This window comes from Streptomyces profundus (assembly GCF_020740535.1).
GTDB lineage: Bacteria > Actinomycetota > Actinomycetes > Streptomycetales > Streptomycetaceae > Streptomyces > Streptomyces profundus.
On sequence record NZ_CP082362.1, the window covers coordinates 5338685 to 5361659 of the forward strand.

Below are 22975 nucleotides of genomic sequence, written 5' to 3' on the forward strand. Positions count from 1 at the left end.
TGGCGGCGCGGTGGGACGGACGCCGGCCGGATGGGCGGTCATCGCCGGGCGGCCGGCCCCGGGCCGGTGAGGCCCACCGCCAGGGCAGCCAGGGCCAGCGCCGCCGCGCTCCAGAGCAGCGTCGTGATGCCGGCCGACTCCACGACGGTGCCGCCCAGGAACGCGCCCAGCGCGATCGCGGCGGTGAAGACCCCGACATAGAGGCCGGTGACCTGCTCGACGCGGTGCGGCGCCGCCTGGCTCATCCAGATCTGACCGCCCACGGACAGCCCCCCGTAGGCCAGCCCCCACAGCGCGATGGCGCCCCAGGCCGCGCCGACGACCGTGCCCAGGACGGCGAGCAGCGCGATCGCCGTGCCGATGCCGAGCGCCAGGCCGAGCACGGTGCGGCGGGCCCGGCCGGCCGCAGCCGCGCCGGCGGCGAAGTTGCCGACCAGCCCGAAGAGGCCGTAGACCAGCAGCAGCAGGGCGATGGAGCCGGCGGTCAGACCGGTGCGTTCCTCCAACACGGGCCGCACATAGGTGTAGGCGGCGAAGTGCGCGGTCACCAGCAACGCGATCAGCGTCAGGCCCACGCCGACGGCCGGCGTCCACAGGCCCGCTCGTCGTCCGTCCGGGGCGGGGTCGGGCGCGGCCGGGCGGGGGAGGCGCGGCAGCGCCAGCAGCAGCCCGGCGGCGAGCAGCAGCGCCGCGCCCGCCAGGCAGCCGAACGCGGCCCGCCAGCCGAAGGCGTTGCCGACCAGCGTGCCAAGCGGCACCCCGACGACGGAGGCGGCGGCGACGCCGCTGACCGCGAAGGACACCGCGAGGGCCGCGTTGCGCGGCGCCACCAGCCGGGTCGCTACGGCGGAGGCCAGTCCCCAGACGGCGCCCATGCCGAAGCCGATCACCACCCGGGAGACCATCAGCAGGCCGAGCCCGCCGGCGACGGCCGTCAGCGCGTTGCCGACGGCCAGCACCACCATCGCCACGGCCAGGACGAGCCGCCGGTCCAGCCCGCCCAGCAGGCGCGGAACGCTCGGTGCCGTCACGGCGGCCACCAGCCCGGTGACGGTCAGGCTGTAGCCGGCGGTGCCGGTGCTGATGTCCAGGCCATCGGCCATCGGCGTCAGCACGCCGACCGGCAGCATCTCCGAGGTGACCACCACAAAGGTGCTCAACGACAGCACGGCGACGGCCAGCCACTGCCACCCGCTGGTGGCCTCGGCCGTCGGGGAGCCGGAGTCGGTGACCGGCGCTGGGGAGCTCATGGGACCAGCACAACAGCGCCCCGGAACACGAACAACGACGATTTTCTCAACGATCGATCAGCGGAATTGATCAATCCCCCCGCCCCGGCCGCCCCACCCGCCGGAGCCGTGCCGGCAAGGCCAACCGCTTCGTCCCGGTTGGGGCGGTGTGTGCGGGGCCGCCCTGGCATGGCAGGCTCGATGGTCGGCAACGCCCCGACCTGCCTCAAGCCCCGAACTGCCTCAAGGAGCACCGCAAATGACCGGAGCGATACCCCCGACGTCGGGCCGCCCCCTGCGTGTCACCGTCTGGAACGAGAACGTCCACGAGACCACCGAGCCCGACGTCGCCGCGCGCTATCCCGACGGCATCCACGGCGCCGTGGCGGACGGCGTCCGCGCCCACCTCACCGACGCCGAGATCCGCACCGCCACCCTGGCCGAGCCCGAACACGGCCTGACCGAAGAGGTGTTGGCCGAGACGGATGTGCTCACCTGGTGGGGGCACGCCGCTCACGACCGGGTGGACGACGCGGTGGTGGACCGGGTGCGGCGCCATGTGCTGGCCGGCATGGGCCTGTTGGTGCTCCACTCGGGGCACTTCTCCAAGATCTTCATCACCCTGCTGGGCACCACCTGCACCCTCAACTGGCGCAACGCCAAGGACCGCGAGCTGGTGTGGACCGTCGCACCGACGCATCCGATCGCCGAGGGCGTGCCCAGCCCCATCGACATCCCCGAACAGGAGATGTACGGCGAGTACTTCGACATCCCGACGCCGGAGGAGCTGATCTTCGTCAGCTCGTTCAGCGGCGGCGAGGTCTTCCGCTCCGGCGTCACGTTCACCCGTGGGCACGGCCGGATCTTCTACTTCAGCCCCGGCGACCAGGAGTACCCCGTCTACCACCACCCCGATGTGCGCCGGGTGTTGGCGAACGGGGTGCGCTGGGCGGCGCAGCCTGAGCGGGCGCGGGGGGTGCCCGAGATCCACCAGCGCCCCACCGTCGACTGGTTCGCCGGCGAGGGGCGATGAGCCCGCCGGCCGCCTTCCGCACCGCCGGGGGCACCGAGCCGCTGCGGCTGCTGCTGGTGGGCGCCGGCGGCATGGGCCGGGCGTGGCTGCGCGCCATCGCGCGGGAGCCGGGGGTGGTCCTGGCGGGTGTGGTGGACCTGGATGTGGCGGCGGCCCTTCGGGCGGTGGCCGAGGAGTGCGGCGAGCCGGGGGTGCCGGTCGCGGCCTCGATCGGTGAACTCGCCGACGGCGAGGGCGTCGACGCGGTGGTCGACGTCACCGTGCCGGCCGCGCATCTGCCGGTGACGCTTGAGGCGCTGGGCCTCGGGCTGCCGGTGCTGGGCGAGAAGCCGCTGGCGGCGAGCCTGACCGAGGCGGTCACGCTGGTGCGGGCGGCGGAGGAGGCGCGGGAGCTGTTCATGGTCAGCCAGAGTCGCCGCTACGACCGGCAGCTCTTCGCGCTGCGGGCCCAGGCCGGGCGTCTTGGGCAACTCGGTGTGCTCACCCAGGAGTTCTTCAAGGCGCCGCGCTTCGGCGGCTTCCGGGACGCGATGGACCACCCGCTGGTCCTCGACATGGCGATCCACAACTTCGACGCCGCCAGGTTCGTCCTGGGCGCCGATCCGGTGGCGGTCTACTGCGAGGAGTACAACCCGGCCTGGAGCTGGTACGCGGGGGACGCGGCCGGCACGGCGCTCTTCGAGATGACGGGCGGCACCCGGTTCGTCTACACCGGCAGCTGGTGCGCCGACGGGCTCGAAACCTCCTGGAACAGCCACTGGCGGATCAGCGGCGCCGGCGGCAGCGCCACCTGGGACGGGGAGGGCGAGCCGGCCGTCGAGATCACGGACCCGGCGCGGGATCCGGGGTTCGTGCCCCAGGCCCCGCCGGGCGGCGGGATCGCCGGCGCGCTGGCCGACTTCGTCGACGCGCTGCGCACCGGGCGGGTGCCGATGGGGGAGTGCCACGACAACCTGTTGAGCCTCGCCATGGTGCACGCCGCGATCGCCTCGTCGGCCGACCGGGTCCGGGTGCCGGTGGCCGAGGTGCTCACCGCGGCGACGCCCACCGGCTGACCCGGCCACTGTTGCACGGGGGGCGGCCCGACCGGGCCGCCCCCCCACGTCGCTTCCCCCGCCTCGACATCGACGGCGACGGAGCTATCCCTCGTCGCCGTCAAAAGCATGGGCGGAGACGGGCAACATCGTCCTGATACTGGCGAAAGTGTGGACACGTTCGTTCAAAGTCCCTACGGTATCCGCGATATGGGCGTGTTACGAGGCCATGACAAACGTTGTCCGTCCGCCGGGACTCCCGACCGGCGGGACGCGCACGCCCCGCTCGCGACGTGCCCCCACAGCTCCCGTCAGCGGCAGGAGGACAAGTGAATCCACGGCAGGATCGACGCCGGCGCAGACGAGCGGCCGGAGTGATGTTCAGCGCTCTGCTTCTCGGCAGTCTCGCGGTGCCCAGCAGCTCCGCGGCCGATCTCCCCCCACAGGAACCCGGCGTCACGCTCCGCAGCTTCGACATCCAGGATCCGATCGAGCAGATCTGCACCCTGAAGTCCGGTCAGACGCCCAACGTGGACAAGCTGATGCCCACGATCGACTGGGAGTCCACCGAGGACTTCGGCCTGGAGGACTTCTTCCTCTCCCAGGTGATCGCCAACATCGACATCGCCGAGTCGGGCGACTACACCTTCCGCCTGATCAGCGACGACGGATCACGGCTGCTGATCGACGACCAACTGGTCATCGACCACGACGGGTTGCACTCGGCCGAGCCCAAGGACGGCACCGTCCAGCTCGAAGCGGGCTTCCACGCCCTGCACATCGACTACTTCGACCACGCGGCCGAACAGCAACTGACGTTGGAGTGGCTGCCGCCGGGCGCCGAGGACTTCACCCTGGTGCCGAACGACGTGCTCAGCACCGACGCCGACGTGGTGCGGGTGACCGCGCCGGGCAAGAAGGAGTGCGAGGGCGGCCTCGACACCCCGGGCGACGGGCTCCCGTTGGACTCCGTGCACCCCAACTACGATCTGACGGACCTCCGTCCTGAGGGCTTCGAGCCGCAGGTCTCCGCCATGGCGTGGCTGCCGGACGACCGGCTGGCCATCGCCACCTGGGGTGGCACCGACAACGTCGCTGGCGAGGTCTACCTGCTGGACAACGTGGTCGGCGACACCGGCCCCGACCAGGTGACCTACACCAGGATCGCCGAGGGCCTCAACGAGCCCATGGGCCTCGCCCATGTCGACGGCAAGCTCTATGTGTCGGAGAAGCACCAGCTCACCGAGCTGAACGACACCGACGGCGACGAGGTCACCGACGAGTACACCCAGGTCGCCGAGTGGCCCTACGGCGGCAACTTCCACGAGTTCGCCTTCGGCCTGCTCTACGAGGACGGGCACTTCTACCTCAACCTCTCCGTCGCCATCGACCTCGGCGGCGACACCACCGACCCGCAGCCGGCGCCCGACCGTGGCACCACCATCAGCGTCGACAAGGAGACCGGCGAGGTCTCCTACATCGCCGGTGGGCTGCGCACCCCGCACGGCATCGGCCACGGGCCCGAGGGCGAGCTGTTCGTCACGGACAACCAGGGCGGCTGGCTGCCCTCGTCCAAGCTGGTGCACGTCCAGCAGGACCGCTTCTTCAACCACTACATGAACCCGGCAGGCCCGTTCGACGAGAACGAGGTCACCAAGCCCGTGCTGTGGCTGCCGCAGAACGAGATCGGCAACTCCCCCAGCACCCTGGTGATGGCCGAGGAGGGCCCGTTCGCCGGGCAGATGATGATCGCCGACGTGACCTACGGCGGCCTCCAGCGCGCCTATCTGGAGGAGGTCGGCGGCGAGTACCAGGGCGCGCTCTTCCGCCACACCCAGGGGCTTGAGGCCGGCATCACCCGGGTCACCCTCGGCCCGGACGGCGCCTACTACCTCGGCGGCCTCGGCGCCGGCGGCAACTGGGGCCAGGAGGGCAAGCTGGACTACGGCCTCCAGAAGCTGACACCAAGCGGCGCCAACGCCTTCGACATCCACGAGATGCGGGTCACCGAGGACGGCTTCGTCCTCAGCTACACCCAGCCGCTCTCCGAGGAGACCGCCGCTTCGCTGGCCTCCAGCTACCAGGTGGAGCAGTGGCGTTACGAGCCGACCGAGGCGTACGGCGGCCCGAAGCTCGACCAGGAGACCCTCCAGGTCGCCTCGGCCGAACTGTCCGAGGACGGCACGGAGGTCACCCTCGGGATCAACGGCCTTCAGACCGACCGGGTGGTGCACATCCAGTCCCCGCGCCCCTTCAGCTCCGCCGACGGCGAGTCGCTGTGGAGCACCGAGGCCTGGTACACGCTCAACGCCCTGCCCTGAGGCCACGCGCTCGCGCGCGGCCGGCTCAGGTGCCCCCGCCCCCCGCCCCCCGGGGGCGGGGGCACCCCCGCGCTCACGCCGGCGCGCCGGCGCCCCCCGCCGCGTCCTCGGCGCGGACATGCGCCACCAGCGCGTTGGCATGGCCGTGCCCCAGGCCGTGCTCCTGCTTCAGCCAGGAGACCAGCTCCCCGTGCCGGGTCAGCGGCGAGGCGCGGATCAGCGCCTGCCACTCCGCTATCGGCCGCCCGTAGGTCCGCTCGATGGAGGGGAAGTAACTCGCTGGGCCCTTCGCTGTGTTCGCCATGATCCTGCCGCTCCGTCCGGTGGTCCTTCGTGTTCCCGACCAGTGGGACCCGACGGTGGCGCCGAACTCATCGCCCCTGCCCTGTGAGCCCGCTCACACCCCCGAGGGGCGGCGCCCGTCCGTGTGACCCGGCGGCCGACGACGGCCGATGCCCAGGGCGGCCGGGCGCCAGGACCTTATCGTGGCGCCACACGACAGCTTGCCGAGGTGGCCCAGATGACCGAGTCGGAGATCGATTACGCGGCGGTCTACCAGGCGTACCCCGCCGCGGTGGCCCTGCTCAGCCCAGACCTCATGTACGTGGACGCCAACGACGCGTATCTCAAGGTGGCGGGACGGCCGAGAGAGCAGGTCGTCGGCCACTACGTGTTCGAGGCATTCCCCGACAACCCGGAGGACGCGCGCGCCAGCGGGATGCGCAACCTCAAGCTGTCGCTGGAACGCGTGGCGGCCACGGGGGAGCGCGACGCGATGGCCATCCAGCGCTACGACGTGCAGTTCGAGGACCGTCCCGGCACCTGGTCGGAGCGGTACTGGAGCATCGTCAACATGCCGGTGCCCGGCCCCGACGGATCGGTCGCGCTGCTGCTGCACCGGGTCGAGGAGGTCACCGAACTCATCCGCGCCAGGTACGACACGGGCCTCGGCCCGGAGGCCGAGGACCGCGCCACCCGGCTGGAGTCCGATCTCTTCACCCGTGCCAAGGAGGTCCAGGACGCCAACGAGACCCTCCGCCGGGCGCACGCCCGCGAGAAGGAGGTGGCGCTGACGTTGCAGAAGGCGATGCTGGTGGTCCCCGAACCGGCCTTCAGCGACCGGGTCGCCGTCCGCTACCGCCCGGCCAGCGCCACCATGAACGTGTGCGGCGACTGGTACGACATGATCACCGTGGACGAGGACCGGATCTCCGTGGCGGTGGGCGACGTGGTCGGCCACGGCCTGGAGGCGGCCGGCGTCATGGGCCAACTGCGCAGCGCGCTCAGCGCGGTGGCCCGGGTCTCCCAGGGCCCGGGCCGGGCCCTTGAGGTGCTCGACCTCTACTCGCGCTCGGTGCGGGGCGCCGAGTCCACCACCGTGGTGAAGACCTTCATCGCCCGCCGGTCGCGCACCGTCGTGTACAGCAGCGCCGGCCATCTGCCGCCGGCGCTGGTCAGAGTCGGCGGCGTCGTGGAGTTCCTCGACCGGGCCACCGCGCCGCCGCTCGGCGCCCGCCCCGAGCCCGGTCCGGCCGAGGAGGCGTCGGTCCACTTCGGCGAGGGCGACACCCTGGTCCTCTACACCGACGGCCTGGTCGAACGCCGGGGCGAGGACATCGACCTGGGCCTCGCCCGGCTCGCCGACTCCCTGACCCGCCACCACACCCTGAGCCCGGAGGCCCTCGCCGACGCCCTCCTCGCCGACCTGCTGAGCCACGGCGGCACCGAGGACGACACGGCCCTGGTGATCGTGCGGCTGTGACGGGGGGTCAGCCCAGGAGGTCGGCGACCTCGGGGCGGGTCAGCTGGTCGGCGCAGAACCGGAAGTGGCCGTCCTGGCCGAGCGGGTCGAAGACGTTGCCGGCGACCACCCCGTAGACCGCCCGGTACAGCGCCATCCGCTCCGGCGGGGCGTCGAACCGCTCGGCGATCAGGCCGTCGACGAGCCGCTCCGTTCGCCGCGCCGCCGGGCTGTACATGTCGTAGACGCTCGCCGTCACGGCGAGGTCGAAGACCGGGTCCCCGACGGTGGAGAGGAACCCGAAGTCCAGCACGCTCGCCACCCGCAGCTCGTCGTCCACCAGCAGGTTGGGCGGGACGAGGTCGCCGTGCAGCAGGCCGAGCGGCACGTCGAGTCCGGCGACCAGCGCCAGCATCCGCCGCACCTTCGCGTCGAAGCCGGGCACGAAGGACCGGTAGACGTCGCCGAAGCGGGCCAGCCGGCGTTCGATCAGCGCGGTCAGCGCCTCGGGCCAGGTGGCGTGCCCGGCCCAGAAGGGGTGTTCCTCGTCGAGCACCGCGAGCCCGCGCAGCGCCGGGGCGTCGACGCGGCCCAGCTGGTCGAGCACGTCCAGCATGGCCGCCGCGCCCCGGGGCAGGACCTCCGGGTGTTGCGCGTCCCGCTCGTCCAGCGGTGTGCCGTGCAGGCGTTCCTCCACGCTGACGAACTGGCCGTCCACAGCGAGCACTTCGGTGATGCGCGGAGTGCGGAAACTCAGCTCGGTGGCGGCGAGCGCATCGTAGAAGCGGCGGAGCCGCGCGAGCTCCTCGCCCGAGCGCACGGCCCAGACCTTGGCGACCGACGTCGCGTCGAGCGCGTAGACCGAGCCCTCCATGCCCGCCGCCAGCGGGGCGACCGAGGCATGGCCCCTGGCCGCGAAGTAGTCGATCCACTTCTCGTCGTGCCGCTGCACCTGCGCGCTCCTCGTTCCGCGGGGCCCCGGCGGTCCGCTCCTCGTCCCGCCCGACGGCAAGGCTACGGTGCGGCGCCGGGGACCGGTGCGGCGCGGTGCGTCAGTCGACCACCTGGAGCAGCTTGTTGGGGGTGCCGGCGGGGACGCCGGTGAGCCGGTCGAGCACCGCCGCCGCGTCGATGGCGGCCCAGACGTCGGCGGGGCCGGCCGTCGGGTGGTCGCCGAGGTAGAGGGTGGCGACCCCGGCGACATGGGCGGCGGCCGAGGCGGTGCCGGAGAGCGTCGCGGTCGCCGTGTCGGATGCGTGCCAGGTGGAGACGATGTCGACGCCGGGGGCGTAGAGGTCGACGGCCTGGCCGTGGTTGCTGGCCGAGCCGGCCCGGTCGTCGCAGCTGGAGGCGGCGCTGGTGACCGCCTCGGTGACCCGGGACGGCGAGAAGTTCCCGGCGTCCGCGGCCGAGTTGCCGGCGGCCACGGCGTAGGTGACGCCGGCCGCGATGGACGCGCGGACGGCCGCGTCGAGCGCCTCGCTCGGGGCGCCGCCGATGCTGAGGGCGGCGACGGCGGGCCCGTCGGCGTTCTCGGTGAGCCAGTCGATGCCGCCGACCACGCCGGCGACGCTGCCGGCGCCGCCCGCGTCGAGGACCTTCACCGACACCAGCGTCGACGCCTTGGCGACGCCGTGCGAGGCGCCGCCCACCGTGCCGGCCAGATGGGTGCCATGGCCGTTCTCGTCCGAACCGTCGCCGCCGCCGGCGTCGTAGCCCGGCTGCGCGCGGCCACCGAAGTCCTGGTGGGTGTAGCGGATCCCGGTGCCGACGACATAGACGGTGACGCCGGCGCCGGCCGAGTCCGGGTAGCGGTAGGCGCCGTCGAGCGGGAGGTCCGGCTGGTCGATGCGGTCCAACCCGCAGGAGGGCGGCTGGGGTTGGACGAGGTCCGCGGCCTCGACGAGGGTGTCCCGCTCCACCGCCAGGACGGCGGGGTCGGCGGCCAGGGCCAGCGCCTGCTCCTCGGTGGCCCTGACGTGGTAGCCGTCGACGGCGTGGGTGTAGGTGTCCAGCACGGTGACGCCGTGGCGCGCGGTCAGCTCGGTGTCGTCGGCTCTGATCCCGTCGTCCAGCAGGACGAGATAGCTGTCGGGGACGGCGCCGGGCGCCTCGGCGTTGACGATGGTCGCGGGCTGGGGCGTCGGGGCCGTGGCGGCGTGGGCCGCGCCGGCCGGCAGGGTGCCGGCGGCGAGGCACAACAGGGCGGCCACGGACACGACGCGGTTCACTGCCTTCACGGAACTCCTCCAGTGGTGGCGTGCGCATGACAGGGTTGGGGTGCGGCCAGCCTTCCGCACCCGGTCCCGCCCGGCAACCCCGCCTCAGCCGGGGGCGGTCACCTCGCTGTGGTACCTGCCGATGGGCAGCATCAACGGCCGTCCCGAGACCGGGTCGTCGATGACGCGGCTCTCCAGGCCGAACACCACGCGCACGCAGTCCTCCGTCAGCACCTCGGCCGGCGGCCCCGCCGCGTGCGGCCGGCCGTCGGCCAGCGCGATCAGGTGATCCGCGTACCTGGCGGCGAGGTTGAGGTCGTGCAGCACCATCACGATGGTGGTGCCGCGCTTGCGGTTGAGGTCGGTCAGCAGATCGAGGACCTCGACCTGGTGGCTGACGTCCAGGAAGGTGGTGGGCTCGTCGAGCAGCAGCAGGGCGGTCTCCTGGGCCAGGGCCATGGCGATCCACACCCGCTGGCGCTGCCCGCCGGACAGCTCGTCCACGGCGCGGTCGGCGAGGTCCGTGGTCCTGGTGGCCTCCAGGGCGGACGCCACGGCCGCGTCGTCCCGCTCGTTCCAGCGGGAGAAGACGCCCTGGTGGGGGTGGCGGCCCCGGCTGACCAGATCGAGCACCGTGATGCCCTCGGGCGCCACCGGGGACTGCGGCAACAGGCCGAGGGTGCGCGCGAGTTCCTTGGCCGGCAGCCGGTGCACCGCCCGGCCGTCCAGCAGGACATGGCCCTCCCGGGGCCGCAGCAGCCGGGACATCGACCGCAGCAGGGTCGACTTCCCGCAGGCGTTGGCCCCGACGATCACCGTGATCTCGCCGGGCGGCACCGTCAGATCGAGCGATGAGACGACCACCCGGTCGCCGTAGCCGAGCGTCAGCCGCTCGGCCGTGAGGGAGTGGGTCAGGTTCAAAGGGAGCCTCCCGCCCGATGGGCGCGGACGATCAGATAGATGAGGTAGGGCGCGCCCAGCACGCCGGTGACGACGCCGACCGGGTAGCGGTGGTCGAACGCGAACTGGCCGGCGAAGTCGGCGGTGAGCACCAGCACCGCGCCGACCAGGCCGGCCGGCACCAGCAGCGAGGTGCCGGGCCCGATCAGCCGGGCCGCGATCGGACCGGAAAGAAACGCGGCAAAGGCGATCGGCCCCGAAGCCGCGGTGGCGAACGCGATCAACCCGACGGCGGCCACGATCAGGGTGACCCGGGTGCGTTCGACGCGGACCCCGAGGGCGCCGGCGGTGTCGTCGCCGAGCGCCAGCGCGGAGAGGTCCCGGGAGCGGGCCAGCAGCACAGGGGCGAGCACGGCCACCGAGACCAGCACGGGCACCACCTGCTCCCAGGAGGCCCCGTTGAGGCTGCCGGTCAGCCAGCGCATCGCCTCCTGGAGATCCCATTCGGCGGCCCGGGAGAGGACATAGGAGGTGACGCTGTCCAGCATCGCGGAGATCCCGATGCCGATCAGGATCAGCCGGGTGCCGACCACCCCGTCCCGGAACGCCAGCGTGTACACCAGCAGGGCGACGCCGAGCCCGGCGCCGATCGCCAGCACGGAGACCTGGTTCTCGTCCAGGGAGAGGGTGACGATCGCGATGGCCGCCGCCGCGCTGGCGCCCGCGCTGATGCCGATGATGTCCGGGCTGGCCAGCGGGTTGCGGAGCATCGTCTGGAAGGTGACGCCCGCCATCCCGAAGCTGAACCCGGCCAGCACGGCGAGCACCGCGCGCGGCAGCCGCAGCCGCCCCACCGTGAACGAGGCCCCCGGCACCTGCTCGCCCATGACCACCCGGAGCACATCGCCGGGCGGATAGTACGTCCGGCCGAACATCAGGGTGGCGGCGAAGAGGACGACGACCAGGGCCGCGAGCACCAGCACGACACCACGGCGCCGGATCGCGCGCCGGGTCCTGCCGACCGTGACGGCCCGGAGCACGGACGTCGGGGCGGGGGCGGTCACAGGGCACGCACCTTCTGACGGCGGACGATATGGATGAAGAACGGGGCGCCGATCAGGGCCGTCACGATGCCCACGTCGACCTCGGCCGGTCGGGCCACGACGCGGCCGAACACATCGGCGACGGTGAGCAGCGAGGCGCCGACCAGCGCGGAGAACGGCAGCAGCCAGCGGTGGTCCACGCCGACCAGCAGCCGGCAGGCGTGCGGAACGACCAGACCGACGAAGCCGATCGGGCCGGCAGCCGCGGTGGCCGCGCCGCAGAGCGTGATCGCGCCGAGCGAGGCGACCGCCCTGGCCACCGCGACGCGTTCGCCGAGCCCGGCGGCGAGTTCGTCGCCGAGCGCCAGCGAGTTGAGCGCCTTGGCCGACATCAGGCAGAGGACGAAGCCCACCGCGAGAAACGGCAGCACCTGTTCGATGCGCGCGTAGGAGGCGCCGCCCACGCCGCCGATCTGCCAGAGCCGGAAGCCGCCGGCGATGTCGTTGCGGGGCAGCACCACGGCGCTCACCAGCGAGGCGAACGCGGCCGATGTGGCGGCGCCGGCGAGCGCCAGCTTCAGCGGGGTGGCGCCGCCGCGCCCGAGCGAGCCGACGGTGTAGACGAAGGCGGCGGCGCCGCCCGCGCCCAGGATCGCCACCCAGACATAGCCGGTCGGCGAGCTGAGCCCGAAGAACGCGACGGCGGTGACCACGGCGAGCGAGGCGCCCATGTTGACGCCGAGGATCCCGGGGTCGCCCAGCGGGTTGCGGGTCACGCCCTGCATCACCGCGCCGGCGAGGCCGAGCGCGGCGCCGACCAGCACGGCGAGCAGCGTGCGCGGCACCCGCTTGGTGACGGCCGCCTGCTCCAGCGAGTCCTCCGCGCCGCCGAGCGCGGCGACCACGTCGGACCAGGGCACGGTGCGCGAGCCGAAGGCGACGGAGGCCAGCATGACGGCGGCCAGCACCACGAAGGCGACCAGCAGCCACAGCGATCGGACGTGCGCCGGACGCCGCGTCACGGCGGCGTCCGGCGCGCGTTCGGTGGCGGGTGCCGTCACCTGACCTGGTCCGCGGCCTCGGCGAGCGCCGCGACATAGTCCTCCAGCACCCAGGAGATCGACAGCGGCGTCGGGTTGGCCGCGGTCGCCAGCGGGGTGCTGCCGGGCAGCAGGAACACCGATCCGCGTTCGACGGCCGGGATCCGGGACAGCAGCGGGTCGTTCTCCAGCGTCTCCAGGAGCTCGCCGGTCTCGTCGCCGTAGCCGGTGATGATGTCGACGTCGTCGAAGAGATCGATCTGCTCGGCGCTGCGGGTCAGGGCGAACTGGTCGGTGTCCGCCGACGCGGTCGCGATGGACTCCGGGGTGGTGAGGCCGAGGTCCTCGAAGAAGAGCGTCCTGGTGTCATGGGTGGTGTAGAAGCCGACCTCGCTCACGTCGTTGGGGTCGACATGGGTCATGAACATCGCCGACTTCCCCTCCAGCTGCGGGTAGTCGGCGACCACGGCCTCGATGTCGCCCTCGATGCCGGTGATCAGCTCCTCGCCCTCGGCGCCGAGCCCGATGGCCTCGCTGTTCAGCCGGACGATCTCCCGCCATGGCGTGGCCCAGGCCGCGTCCGGGTAGGCCACCACCGGGGCGATCTCGCTCAGGGTGTCGTAGTCCTGCTGGGTCAGCCCCGAGTAGGCCGCGAGGATCACGTCGGGCTCGGTGTCGGCCACCGCCTCGAAGTCGATGCCGTCGGTCTCGTCGAAGAGCACGGGGGTCTCGGCGTCCAACTCGGTGAGGCGCTCGCTGACCCACGGCAGGACGCCGTCCCCGTCGTCGTCGCCGAAGTTGGCCGCCGCCATGCCGACCGGTACGACGCCAAGCGCCAGCGGCACCTCGTGGTTGGCCCAGTTGACGGTGGCGACCCGCTCGGGCCTGGACTCGATGGTGGTCTCGCCCAGGGCGTGCTCAAGCGTGAGCGGAAACGCGTCCGAGTCGAACTCCGAGCCGTTCTCCGAGCTGTTCTCCGGGCTCTCCCCCACGTTGTCGTCCCGGTTGTCCTCGCTGTCTGAGGAGCCGCAGGCGGTGGCCCCCAGCAGGACGGCCGCCACGGCGAGCGGGAGCAGGCGGTGTGCGCGCATCGTTTTCGAACTCCACTTCCGAGATGTGTGGTTGGTGCCGGACCTCACACGTCGAAAAACGGAAACGCGGTCGTGGAGCGGTACACCGAACTGACGCAAGGAAGTTAGGTAAGGCTTGCCTTGCTTTCGGTACTTTATGGGAGGGGGTGGTGTGTCGCAATCGACCGTTCGAGACAGCCCCTGTCGCGATCGGGACATCGGGCCCGGCGTCGGGGCCCGATCAGTGCGTCCGAAACGCCCCCGGAGTGAGCCCGGTGGTGCGCCGGAACGCCACCCCGAACGCGCTGGCCGACCGGTAGCCGACCATCTCGGCGACCGCGTCGACCTCATAGCCCCGGGTCAGCAGCCCCACCGCGTGCTGCGCGCGCACCGCCGCGACCCAGCGCGCGAAGCTGGTGCCGGTCTCGGCGTTGAACGCCCGGGTGATGGTGCGCGGGCTCACCCCGAGCTCGGCCGCCCAGTGGGTGAGCGTCCGCTGGTCGCGCGGGTCCGCACGCACCGCCTCGGCGATCGGCCGCAGCAGATCCGAGACCGGCACGTTCAACAGCAACTCATGGGCGGACGGGGTGAGCACATCCAGCACCATGGCCTCCGTCACCTGCCGTGACCTCGCCGGAAGCCCCTCCGCGCCGAGCCGGTCCAGCAGCAGCCGGAGCAGCGGCGTGATCTCGACGGCCACCGGCACATCGGAGATCGAGGTGGTGGCGCCGAGCCCGCCAAGCCCGACGAAGCTGGCCCGCAGCCAGGTGCCGGCCGTCGCGGAGCCCGAGTGCAGCGTGCCCGCCGGCATCCACAGGCCGAGCGTCGGGGTGATGGTCCACACCCGCGCGTCCACCACGGCCGTCGAGGCGCCCCGCTCGTTCCAGAGCAGCTCATGACACGGGTGGGAGTGGGCGTCCCAGGTGGTGTCCTGGGCGAAGAGCTCGTCATAGCACCTGATGACGAACGGCGTCTCCACCGCGCCAGGGGCGAACGCGGGGAGCGTACGGGTCTCCCGCCGGGCGCGCGGCGGGACGGTGGACGGCATTCCCCCACCCTAGGTCCGGTTCGACCCCGGCTCCCCGGACGGGGAGCCCCGCCGTGCCTTGTACCGGCCGTGGCGGCCCGACTATCCTGCGCCACAGGGCGGTTGGGGGTTTGTTCGGGTTCGGCGGGAGAACGCGGCAGGGGGCGTGGGCCATGATCACGGTGGAGCGACTGCGTCAGAGGGGCGAGGCCCAGCCAGGTCAGAGGGGTGAGGCCCAGCCCGCCGACCACGAGTTCGGCGACGCCCGTCCCGCCAGGGCCGAGGCCGACGCCAGCGGGAACCCCCACCGCGAGCAGCGGGTCCAACTGCCCCCCGACGCCATCGCCGCCGCGGCGGCGATCGACGCGCCCGACGGGCTGCACAACCTGCCGCCCGAGGCGGCCGACACCCTCGTCGGCCGGATCGACGATCTGCGGCGGGTGCGCGCCGCGCTCATCCGGGGCGAGGGCGTCATCGCCCAGGCGCACACCCTGCACGGCCTCGGCGGCGTCGGCAAGACGACCCTCGCCCTGCACTACGCCCGCACCCACCGCGCGGACCACACCCTCGTCTGGTGGATCGTCGCGGAGAGCCGCGAGCAGGTGGACGCGGCCCTCGCCGACCTGGCCGTCCGCCTGCACCCCGGCTGGGCCCTGACGGCGCTGCCCAAGCTCCGGACGGAATGGGCGCTGGCCTGGTTACGGTCCCACCGGGACTGGCTGCTGGTCTTCGACAACGCGGAGGACCCGGCCGATCTCAACCCCTACCTCGGCCGGCTCCGCGGCCGGGGCCACCAACTCGTCACCAGCCGCCGCGCGGACGGCTGGCACCGCGACGCCGTGCCGCTGCGCCTCGACGTCCTCTCCCCTTCCCCCGCCGTCGACCTGCTCAGCCGGCTGGCGCTGCCCCACCGCGCCGTCACCGCCGAGGAGCGGCGCGAAGCCACCGCGCTGGCCGCCGAGTTGGGCCACCTGCCGCTGGCGCTCGCCCAGGCCGGCGCCTATCTGCACCAGACGGGCGCCTCCTTCGCCGCCTACCGCGCGCTGCTCGCCGAGATCCCCGAGGCCGTGCTCGACACCGCCGCCGGGCCGGCCGAGGCCACCCGCACCATCGCCAGGATCTGGCGCACCACGCTGGGCGCCGTCGACCGCGTCGACCCGATCGCCGCCCTGCTGCTGCACGCCCTCGCCTGGTACGCGCCCGAGGCGGTGCCCCGCGACGTCCTCACCGAGGCGGGGCCCGCCGCCGACGTCGAACGGGCCCTCGGCGTGCTCGCCGACTACAGCATGATCACCCTCACCGAGCGGACCGTCACGGTGCACCGGCTGGTGCAGACCGTGCTGCGGGCCGCCACCGCCGAGGCCGCCGCCGGGCGCCGCTGGGCCGAGGCGGCGCTGGGCCAGGCGCTGCCCGAAGGGCCGCGCGCCCACCGCGCCGCGCAGGAGCGCTGGCAGGCGCTGCTGCCACACATCCAGGCGCTGGCCGCCACCCGTCCCGCCGACGTCCGCCCCGACGAGCCGACCGTCCGGCTCTACCGGCGCGCCGCCGACGAGTTGACGGCGCGCGACCAGAAGACCCTCGCCATCACCCTGCTCGAAGCCGTCGCCGACGGCCGCGCGGCGCTCCTCGGCCCCGACCACCCCGACACCCTGGACAGCCGCCACACCCTCGCCGAGGTCCAGGCCACGGACGGCGACCCGCAGCGCGCCGTGGCGCTCAGCCGGGAGCTGGTGGCCGCCCGCGCCCGGCTGTCGGGCCCGGACCATCCGGCGACCCTCGCCAGCCGCCACACCCTGGCCTTCGCGCTGCGCAAGGCCGAGGACTACCGGCGCGCGGCCGACGAGTTCGCCTCCCTGGTCGACGACCGCACCCGGGTGCTCGGCGCCGACCACCGCGACACCCTGGACAGCCGCGACGGCCTGGCCTACGCCCGGCAGCTGGCCGGCGACCACCGGCGGGCGGTGGTGGAGTACGAGTTGGTGGTCGGCGAACGCACCGCCCTGTTCGGCGCGGACGACGAGGCCACCCTCGCCAGCCGCAACAGCCTGGCCTACGCCTGCCGTGACGCGGGGGACTACGCGCGCTCCATCGCCCTCTACCAGGAGGCCGTCGCCGACCGCACCCGGGTGCTCGGGCCCGACCACCCGGACACCCTGACCAGCCGTGGCTGGCTGGCCCACGCCCAACGCGTCGCCGGGGACCACCGCGCGGCCGTCGCCGCCTTCGCCGCGCTCGTCGCCGACCGCACCCGCGTCCAGGGCGCCGACCACCCGGAGACGCTGGGCAGCCGGACCGCCCTCGCCTACGCCCGGCAGAGCGCCGGCGAACTGCCGCGCGCCATCAGGGAGATGGAGGAGCTGCTCGCCGACCGCACCCGGGCACAGGGCGCTGACCACCCCGGGGTTCTCAGGGAGCGGGAGAACCTGGCGCGGGCCTGCCGCGCCGCCGGCCACCACCTGCGCGCCGTCGAACTGTACGAGCGGGCGGTGGCCGACCGGGCCCGGGTCCAGGGGCGCGGGCATCCGGCCGCGCTGGACGTCAGGAACGATCTGGCGTACGCCCTGGTGGACGCGGGGGACCACCCCCGGGCCATCCGGCACTTCCAGGCGCTGCTCTCGCAACGCGTCCGGGTGCAGGGCCCCGAGCACGGGGCCACGCTGGCGGCCCGCCGCAACGTCGCCTACGCCTATCGGTCGGCGGGTCACCACACGCAGGCGATCAGCTGGTATCTGCGGGTGATCGCCGACACCGCACGGGCGCTGGGCCCCGACCACCCCAACACGCTGGTCAGCAGGCGCTGGCTGGCCGCCGCCCGAAGACAGGCGCGCCAGAACGCGGCGGCCGTCGCCGAGTGCGAGGCGCTGCTGGCCGACCGGACGCGGGTGCAGGGCGCCGACCATCCGGCGACGCTGACCGCCCGCCACGACCTCGCCTACACCCGCCACTGCGCGGAGGACCACGCCGGCGCGGTGCGGGAGTTCGAGGCGCTGGTCGCCGACCGCGTCCGGCTCCAGGGCGCCGACCACGACGCGAGCCTCAACGAGCGCTGGTGGCTGGCCGTGGCCCGCGACGGCGCGGGCGACCACCGGCGGGCGATCGGACTGTTCGAGGAGTTGCTGGCCGACCGGGTCCGGGCCCAGGGCCCCGGGCACGCCGAGACGCTCAACACCCGGTCCATGCTGGCCCTCGTCCACCGGAGGGCGGGGGAGCACCGGCGGTCGATCGAGCTCTACGAGGAGTTGCTCGCCGACCGGATCCGACTCCAGGGGCCAGCACACCCGGATGTGCTCTACACCCAGGAGATCATCGCCAACGGCTGGTTCTCGGCGGGCGACTTCCCCCGGGCCGCCGAGGCGTTCGCCGCCCTGGTCGTGCGACGCGCCGACGTCCAGGGCCCCGACCACCCGGACATACTGGACACCCGGCTCTCCGTCGCCACCAGCCTTCGGGAAGCGGGCCACCACCGGCGGGCGGTGGAGCGGTACGAGGCGCTGCTGGCGGATCTGACGCGGGTGCGCGGCACGGAGCACGAGGACACCCTCCAGTGCCGCAACGCCCTCGCCTTCACCCGGCAGTTGGCCGGCGAGCACGCGGCGGCGGTGGCGGAGATGGAGCGGTTGGTCGCCGACCGCACCCGGCTGCTGGGCGCCGACCACGTGCTGACGCTGGTGAGCCGGGCGAACCTGGCCAACGCCCACAACAGCGCGGACGATCACGCCCGGGCGCTGGCCGGCTACGAGCAACTGGTCGCCGACGCCGAACGGGTCCTCGGCCGTGACCACCCCCGCACCCTCGACTACCGCGACAGTCACGCGACGGCCTGCCGGAGCGCCCGCCGACTCACCCGCGCCATCGCGCTCTTCGAGGACCTGCTGCGGGATCGGATCAGGGTGCTGGGGCCCGATCACTCCGACACGCTCGACAGCAGGGACATGCTCAACCTGGTCCTGCTGCGCGCCTGCCGCTACCGCGAAGCCGTGGCGGCCTGCGAGGAGTTGGTGCGGGACCGCACCGGGATCCAGGGCCCGCAGCACCCGGCGACGCTGATCAGCCGGTCCAATCTGGCCCTCGCCCACCTGGAGTGGGGCGACCACCAGCGCGCGGTAGCCGAGTTCGGGACGCTGCTCGCCGACCACCTCGCCATCAAGGGCCCCGACCACCCGGACGTGTTGGACACCCGGCTCTCCGTCGCGAACAGCCTTCGGGGAGCGGGCCACTACCGGCGGGCGGTGGAGCGGTACGAGGAGCTGCTGGCGGATCTGACCCGGGTGTACGGCACGGAGCACGAGGACACCCTCCAGTGCCGCAACGCCCTCGCCTTCGCCCGGCAGTTGGCCGGCGCGTACCCGGCGGCGGTGGCGGAGATGGAGTCGCTGGTCGCCGACCGCGCGCGGATCCATGGCGCCGACCGTCTGCTGACCCTGGTCAGCCGCGCGAACCTGGCCTACGCCCGCCGGGCGTCCGGGGACCATCCGCGGGCCCTGGCGGACTACGAGCGGCTGGTCGCCGACGCCGAGCGCATCCTCGGTCCCGACCACTCCTCGACCGTCGGCTTCCGGCGCGACCTCGCCCACGCCTGCGGAGACGCCCGCGACCACCACCGCGCTCTCGCGCTCCGTGAGGAACTGGTGCGGGACAGCACGCGGCTCCTCGGCCCCGACCATCCCGACACGCTGGTGGCCCGCCAGTGGGTGGCCCACGAGGGGCGCGAGGCCGGTGGTCACGCCGCCGCCGTCGCCCTCTTCGAACCGCTGGTGGCCGACAGCGTCCGGGTGCTGGGCGCGGAGCACGACGACACCCTCGCCTGCCGCGTTCTCCTCGGCTATGCCCGGCAGTTGGCCGGCGAGCACGCGGCGGCGGTCGCGGAGCTGGCGGAGCTGGTCGCCGACCGCACCCGGCTCCAGGGCCCCGACCACCCGGACACCCTCACCAACCGGGATGACCTCGCCGAGGCGTGCCGGGCGGCCGGCGACCACGCGCGGGCCGCCGCGCTCTACGACGAACTGGCCGCCGATCGCGAGCGGATCCAGGGCCCCGACCACGGGGACACCCTGGCCACCCGCGGCGCCGGGGCGCTGGCCGTCATCGCGCTCGGGCGGGCCAGGGAGGCGGTGGACCGCTGCGCCGCGCTGGTCGCGGACCACGAACGGGTGTGGGGCGCCGACCACGCCGAGACGCTGGCCAGCCGCGAACGGCTCGCCTACGCCTGGCTGCGCGCCGGCGATCCCCGGCGGGCGATCGCCCTCTTCGAGGCCGTCGTCGCCGACCGCGCCCGGGCCGTCGGCCTCGGCCTCCCCGACACCGTCGAGGGGGTCGCCGCCGCCCACCGGCGCGGGCGGGCCGAGTTGCCCACCGTCGACGCCTGTCTGCGGCGCCTCCTGGACATCACCCACCCCACCGCCATGGACGCGCTGGCCGAGGCGTACGCCGCGGCGGGGGAGCCGGAGCGCGCCGAGGCGCTCTTCGCCGCCCTCGCCGACGGGCGCGGACAGGTGCTGGGCGAGAACCACCCCCGCACGCTGGAGAGCCGCACCGGCGCCGTGCTCGCCCGCGCCGTCAAGGACCCGGGCGGCGCCGCCCGCGCCACCGCCCGGCTGCTCGCGGACTGGGAACGGGCGCTCGGCGCGCGCCACCCCCGCGTCCAGGCCGTCCGCCGGCGGCTGTTGGCGTCCCGCCCGTCCTGGACGCCCCGGCTGACGCTGCTCGCCGACGAGGTGCGCGCGGGGGAGCCGGTCCCCGTCGAGCTTGGCCTGGAGCGCGCCGGTCCGCGGGCGGACGGGGAGGCGCCGCTTCCGCTGCTGCTGCTGGTGGCCGCGTCCCGTTCGGCGGCGTCGGTCGAGCCCCAGGTCGCCGAGTACACCGCCGGGGACGAGCCGGCCGTCTTCACCTTCACCGCGTGGGAACCAGGAGCACACCGGCTGCGGTTCACCGTGTACGACCGGGAGATCGGCGTCGTCCTCCAGGATCTGGAGACCGGTATCGACGTGCTGCCCGGCGTGGGGAGGGACTGAGCAGGTGCCGAAAGAGCTGACCGTGGACATCATCCACAACCCGTCGTTCGACTTCTCGCTGCTCCCGCCGCGCGAACGGGACCCGGAGGGGCGGCTGAGGGTGCGGGAGCCGCTGGACCTGGTGGTGATGCTCCGCCAGCACAGCCCGGACCGGCTGCATATCGCGGCCCTCGCGCACGGGCGGCGTACCCCGAAGAACGGCACCCCGAACGCCTATCTCACCGTGACGGCCGGCGAGATACTCCAGGCCGCCGCGCGGCTGCGCTCGATCTGGCGCGACCAGCTGGTCCGTCACCAGCCCCTGGACGAGGACGACATGCCGGTCGGCGGCTACCCGTTCAGCGAGGCGGTCGACCTCGGCGCGCATGCCGAGCCGGCCCGCAGGCTGACCGAGAACCTCGTCGACGAGGGCCACTACTTCCTGGTGGAGAAGCTGCTCGCCGGCACCGACCGGGAGATCAGCGGGTTCCGCGCCTTCCTGCTGGAGACGCTCGCCGGCGAGGAGCGGATGCGCGTCTCGTTCGACTCGGATCTCCATCTGCCCTGGCCGATGCTGGCCGTGCGGCTGCCGGACGGCGAGGATCCCCGGCACGGGTTCCTCGGCTACCGGCACCAGATCGAGCAGACCGGCTCCTCCGCCTACGCGCCGGCCCAGGTGGACGCGAACACCCACGCGTTCCCCGTCACCAGCCTCAACACCGACTCCACCCTCGACGCGGTCGGCCGGGCCCCCGAGATCCGCAAGCTGCTCGCCGAACGGTCCCGACTCACCGTGCGCACCCGCTCGGAGCGGCTGCTGGAGGCGCTCGCCGCGCCCGTCCTCGACGAGGACGTCATGTACTTCTGGTGCCATGGCGCCTTTGTCGAGAACGGCTCCCCCCATCCGCACCTGGCCGTCCGGCTCTCCGACAGCCTGCCCATCGACGCCGATCTGGTGGAGCGCAAACGCGGCCCCCACCATGGCTCGACCGACGCGCTCTTCCGCCCCTTCGTGCTCCTCAACGCCTGCCACACCGGCCAGACCGCGCCCGAGCCCGGGCTGAAACACCTCGGTGGCGCGCTGGTCAAACTCGGTGCCGACGGGGTCCTCGGGCCACAGATCGAGATACCCCAACTCTTCGCCTCCGAATACGCGTTGGCCTTTCTGGGGCACTATCTGAGCGGCGCGGGCACCGCCGGGGAGATCGCCATGGCGCTGGTCCGCCGGTTCGTCGACGACCACCACAACCCGCTGGCCCTGACGTACTCCGTCTACTGCGGGATCGACAGCCGGCTGGAGACCGCCCCTTGACCCCCACCGTGCTCCACCTCGACGAGCGGGGGCGGCTGCGCCCCGCCGACGGCTCGGCGCCCGTGCCGCCGGACCGGATCGCCGAGCATCTCGACCGGACGCTGCGGGTGCCCGAGCGGGCGACCGACCTCTACGTCTATGTCCACGGCTGGCAGACGCCGCCCCGCGCCGCCCTGCGCAGCGCCGGCCGACTGCTCGACGCGGCACGGGGGTTGGCCGCCTCGGCCCCCGGGGACTATCCGGGGCTCGCGGGCGGCTACCGGCCCTGGTGCGTGGTCGTCTGCTGGCCGTCGTCCAGCGCGCCGACGCCCGCCGGCTACCGCCGGGTCCGCGACCGGGCGCACGCGATGAGCGCGCCGGGCGTCGGCCAGGCCGCGCACGTTCTCGGCTATCTGCTGGGATACCTGGACGCCCACCGGGTGAGCCCCGACGATCCGGCGGTGCTCACCAACCGTGCCGGGCAGTATCTCCATCTCGTCGGCCACTCCTTCGGCGGCCGGTTCCTCTGCGAGGCGGCCCAGTGGGCGGCCGACCCCGGGCGGGCGCCGCGCGTGCTGGGCTGGAGCACCCCCGTCGACCCCCGACGTCCGTTCACCGTGGACAGCTCCCTGGTCTTCCAGATGGCCGCCCCCAGGGACAGCTTCACCACCCGCTTCCCCGCCCTCTTCGAGGGCGAGGGGCGCCTTCGGGCCCCGCTGCGCGGCCCGCTCGTCCTCACCTACTCGCGGTGGGACCGGGCCACCGGGTTCTGGCATCTGCGGGCCGAGGGCGCCGCCGGCATCGGGCACTCAGGCGTCGGGGCCGCCCCCGTGCCGCAGTTCACCACCCGGCTCAGGCCGCCGGGGGAGCCCTACGCGAGGCGGCTGCTCGACCACCGGATCGTCAACGTCGACGCGAGCCGACGCTTCAGGGGCGGCCGGGTGAGCCGGCTGCTCCCCGCGGGGGCGCACTCCGACTTCCACCACCCGGACTCCGCCCATCTGCTGCTCAGCCTCGCCGCGCTCTCCCGCTGAGCC

The 22975-nt window shown here is 73.6% G+C and carries 16 protein-coding genes; 7 read left to right on the plus strand and 9 right to left on the minus strand.

Annotation, left to right across the window (positions count from 1 at the left end):
* Positions 1-38 precede the first annotated feature (38 nt).
* Positions 39-1250, minus strand: coding sequence for an MFS transporter (locus tag K4G22_RS23575; RefSeq protein ID WP_228082346.1), 1212 nt, complete (start codon positions 1248-1250; stop codon positions 39-41).
* A 238-nt stretch (positions 1251-1488) separates the two neighbouring features.
* On the opposite strand from K4G22_RS23575, the gene K4G22_RS23580 reads away from it, so the two are divergent.
* The 3 genes from K4G22_RS23580 (at position 1489) to K4G22_RS23590 (ending at position 5617) form a co-directional block, all read left to right on the plus strand.
* Positions 1489-2262 (plus strand): ThuA domain-containing protein, encoded by a 774-nt coding sequence (locus K4G22_RS23580; RefSeq protein ID WP_228082347.1) that lies wholly within the window; start codon positions 1489-1491, stop codon positions 2260-2262.
* Positions 2259-3317 carry a Gfo/Idh/MocA family protein gene (locus K4G22_RS23585; protein WP_228082348.1) on the plus strand — a complete coding sequence of 353 codons (1059 nt, stop codon included), beginning with the start codon at positions 2259-2261 and terminating at the stop codon, positions 3315-3317. The genes K4G22_RS23580 and K4G22_RS23585 overlap by 4 nt, the downstream gene beginning before the upstream one ends.
* A 356-nt stretch (positions 3318-3673) precedes the next feature.
* Positions 3674-5617, plus strand: coding sequence for a PA14 domain-containing protein (locus K4G22_RS23590; RefSeq protein WP_228082349.1), 1944 nt, complete (start codon positions 3674-3676; stop codon positions 5615-5617).
* A gap of 73 nt (positions 5618-5690) precedes the next feature.
* Here the strand turns inward: K4G22_RS23590 and K4G22_RS23595 are convergent, their stop codons facing one another.
* Positions 5691-5921 (minus strand): DUF4287 domain-containing protein, encoded by a 231-nt coding sequence (locus K4G22_RS23595; RefSeq protein ID WP_228082350.1) that lies wholly within the window; start codon positions 5919-5921, stop codon positions 5691-5693.
* 216 nt (positions 5922-6137) lie between these two features.
* Here K4G22_RS23595 and K4G22_RS23600 point away from each other — a divergent pair, with 216 nt between their 5' ends.
* Complete coding sequence (locus K4G22_RS23600) at positions 6138-7379, plus strand: PP2C family protein-serine/threonine phosphatase (RefSeq protein WP_228082351.1); 1242 nt, start codon at positions 6138-6140, stop codon at positions 7377-7379.
* 7 nt (positions 7380-7386) lie between these two features.
* Here K4G22_RS23600 and K4G22_RS23605 read toward each other — a convergent pair whose 3' ends face one another.
* The 7 genes from K4G22_RS23605 to K4G22_RS23635 all read right to left on the minus strand — a co-directional run bounded on the left by K4G22_RS23605 (position 7387) and on the right by K4G22_RS23635 (position 14678).
* Positions 7387-8310 carry a phosphotransferase family protein gene (locus K4G22_RS23605; RefSeq protein WP_228082352.1) on the minus strand — a complete coding sequence of 308 codons (924 nt, stop codon included), beginning with the start codon at positions 8308-8310 and terminating at the stop codon, positions 7387-7389.
* Positions 8311-8410: 100 nt separating this feature from the next.
* Positions 8411-9598, minus strand: a complete 1188-nt coding sequence (locus K4G22_RS23610; RefSeq protein WP_228082353.1) for a S8 family peptidase — start codon at positions 9596-9598, stop codon at positions 8411-8413.
* 84 nt (positions 9599-9682) lie between these two features.
* Complete coding sequence (locus K4G22_RS23615; RefSeq protein WP_228082354.1) at positions 9683-10498, minus strand: ABC transporter ATP-binding protein; 816 nt, start codon at positions 10496-10498, stop codon at positions 9683-9685.
* Positions 10495-11541 carry a FecCD family ABC transporter permease gene (locus K4G22_RS23620; protein WP_228082355.1) on the minus strand — a complete coding sequence of 349 codons (1047 nt, stop codon included), beginning with the start codon at positions 11539-11541 and terminating at the stop codon, positions 10495-10497. Before K4G22_RS23620 ends, K4G22_RS23615 begins: the two co-directional genes overlap by 4 nt.
* A complete protein-coding gene (locus tag K4G22_RS23625; RefSeq protein WP_228082356.1) occupies positions 11538-12581 on the minus strand; it encodes a FecCD family ABC transporter permease in 1044 nt (347 codons plus the stop codon). The genes K4G22_RS23620 and K4G22_RS23625 overlap by 4 nt, the downstream gene beginning before the upstream one ends.
* Entirely contained in the window at positions 12578-13651 is a 1074-nt protein-coding gene (locus tag K4G22_RS23630) for an iron-siderophore ABC transporter substrate-binding protein (protein ID WP_228082357.1), read from the minus strand. The genes K4G22_RS23625 and K4G22_RS23630 overlap by 4 nt, the downstream gene beginning before the upstream one ends.
* Positions 13652-13871: 220 nt before the next feature.
* Entirely contained in the window at positions 13872-14678 is an 807-nt protein-coding gene (locus K4G22_RS23635; RefSeq protein ID WP_228082358.1) for an AraC family transcriptional regulator, read from the minus strand.
* Positions 14679-14830: 152 nt separating this feature from the next.
* On the opposite strand from K4G22_RS23635, the gene fxsT reads away from it, so the two are divergent.
* The 3 genes from fxsT to K4G22_RS23650 are packed head-to-tail and all read left to right on the plus strand — an operon-like array spanning position 14831 to position 22972.
* Complete coding sequence (gene fxsT, locus K4G22_RS23640) at positions 14831-20668, plus strand: FxSxx-COOH system tetratricopeptide repeat protein (RefSeq protein WP_228082359.1); 5838 nt, start codon at positions 14831-14833, stop codon at positions 20666-20668.
* A 4-nt stretch (positions 20669-20672) separates the two neighbouring features.
* Positions 20673-21959, plus strand: coding sequence for a hypothetical protein (locus K4G22_RS23645; RefSeq protein WP_228082360.1), 1287 nt, complete (start codon positions 20673-20675; stop codon positions 21957-21959).
* Complete coding sequence (locus tag K4G22_RS23650; RefSeq protein ID WP_228082361.1) at positions 21956-22972, plus strand: hypothetical protein; 1017 nt, start codon at positions 21956-21958, stop codon at positions 22970-22972. The genes K4G22_RS23645 and K4G22_RS23650 overlap by 4 nt, the downstream gene beginning before the upstream one ends.
* Positions 22973-22975: the final 3 nt, after the last annotated feature.

Excerpts from the sequence above, each read along its gene's own strand:
- K4G22_RS23575 (WP_228082346.1), bottom strand. The coding sequence starts at position 1,250 with ATGAGCTCCCCAGCGCCGGTCACCGACTCCGGCTCCCCGACGGCCGAG.
- K4G22_RS23580 (WP_228082347.1), top strand. The coding sequence starts at position 1,489 with ATGACCGGAGCGATACCCCCGACGTCGGGCCGCCCCCTGCGTGTCACC.
- K4G22_RS23585 (WP_228082348.1), top strand. The coding sequence starts at position 2,259 with ATGAGCCCGCCGGCCGCCTTCCGCACCGCCGGGGGCACCGAGCCGCTG.
- K4G22_RS23590 (WP_228082349.1), top strand. The coding sequence starts at position 3,674 with ATGTTCAGCGCTCTGCTTCTCGGCAGTCTCGCGGTGCCCAGCAGCTCC.
- K4G22_RS23595 (WP_228082350.1), bottom strand. The coding sequence starts at position 5,921 with ATGGCGAACACAGCGAAGGGCCCAGCGAGTTACTTCCCCTCCATCGAG.
- K4G22_RS23600 (WP_228082351.1), top strand. The coding sequence starts at position 6,138 with ATGACCGAGTCGGAGATCGATTACGCGGCGGTCTACCAGGCGTACCCC.
- K4G22_RS23630 (WP_228082357.1), bottom strand. The coding sequence starts at position 13,651 with ATGCGCGCACACCGCCTGCTCCCGCTCGCCGTGGCGGCCGTCCTGCTG.
- K4G22_RS23635 (WP_228082358.1), bottom strand. The coding sequence starts at position 14,678 with ATGCCGTCCACCGTCCCGCCGCGCGCCCGGCGGGAGACCCGTACGCTC.
- fxsT (WP_228082359.1), top strand. The coding sequence starts at position 14,831 with ATGATCACGGTGGAGCGACTGCGTCAGAGGGGCGAGGCCCAGCCAGGT.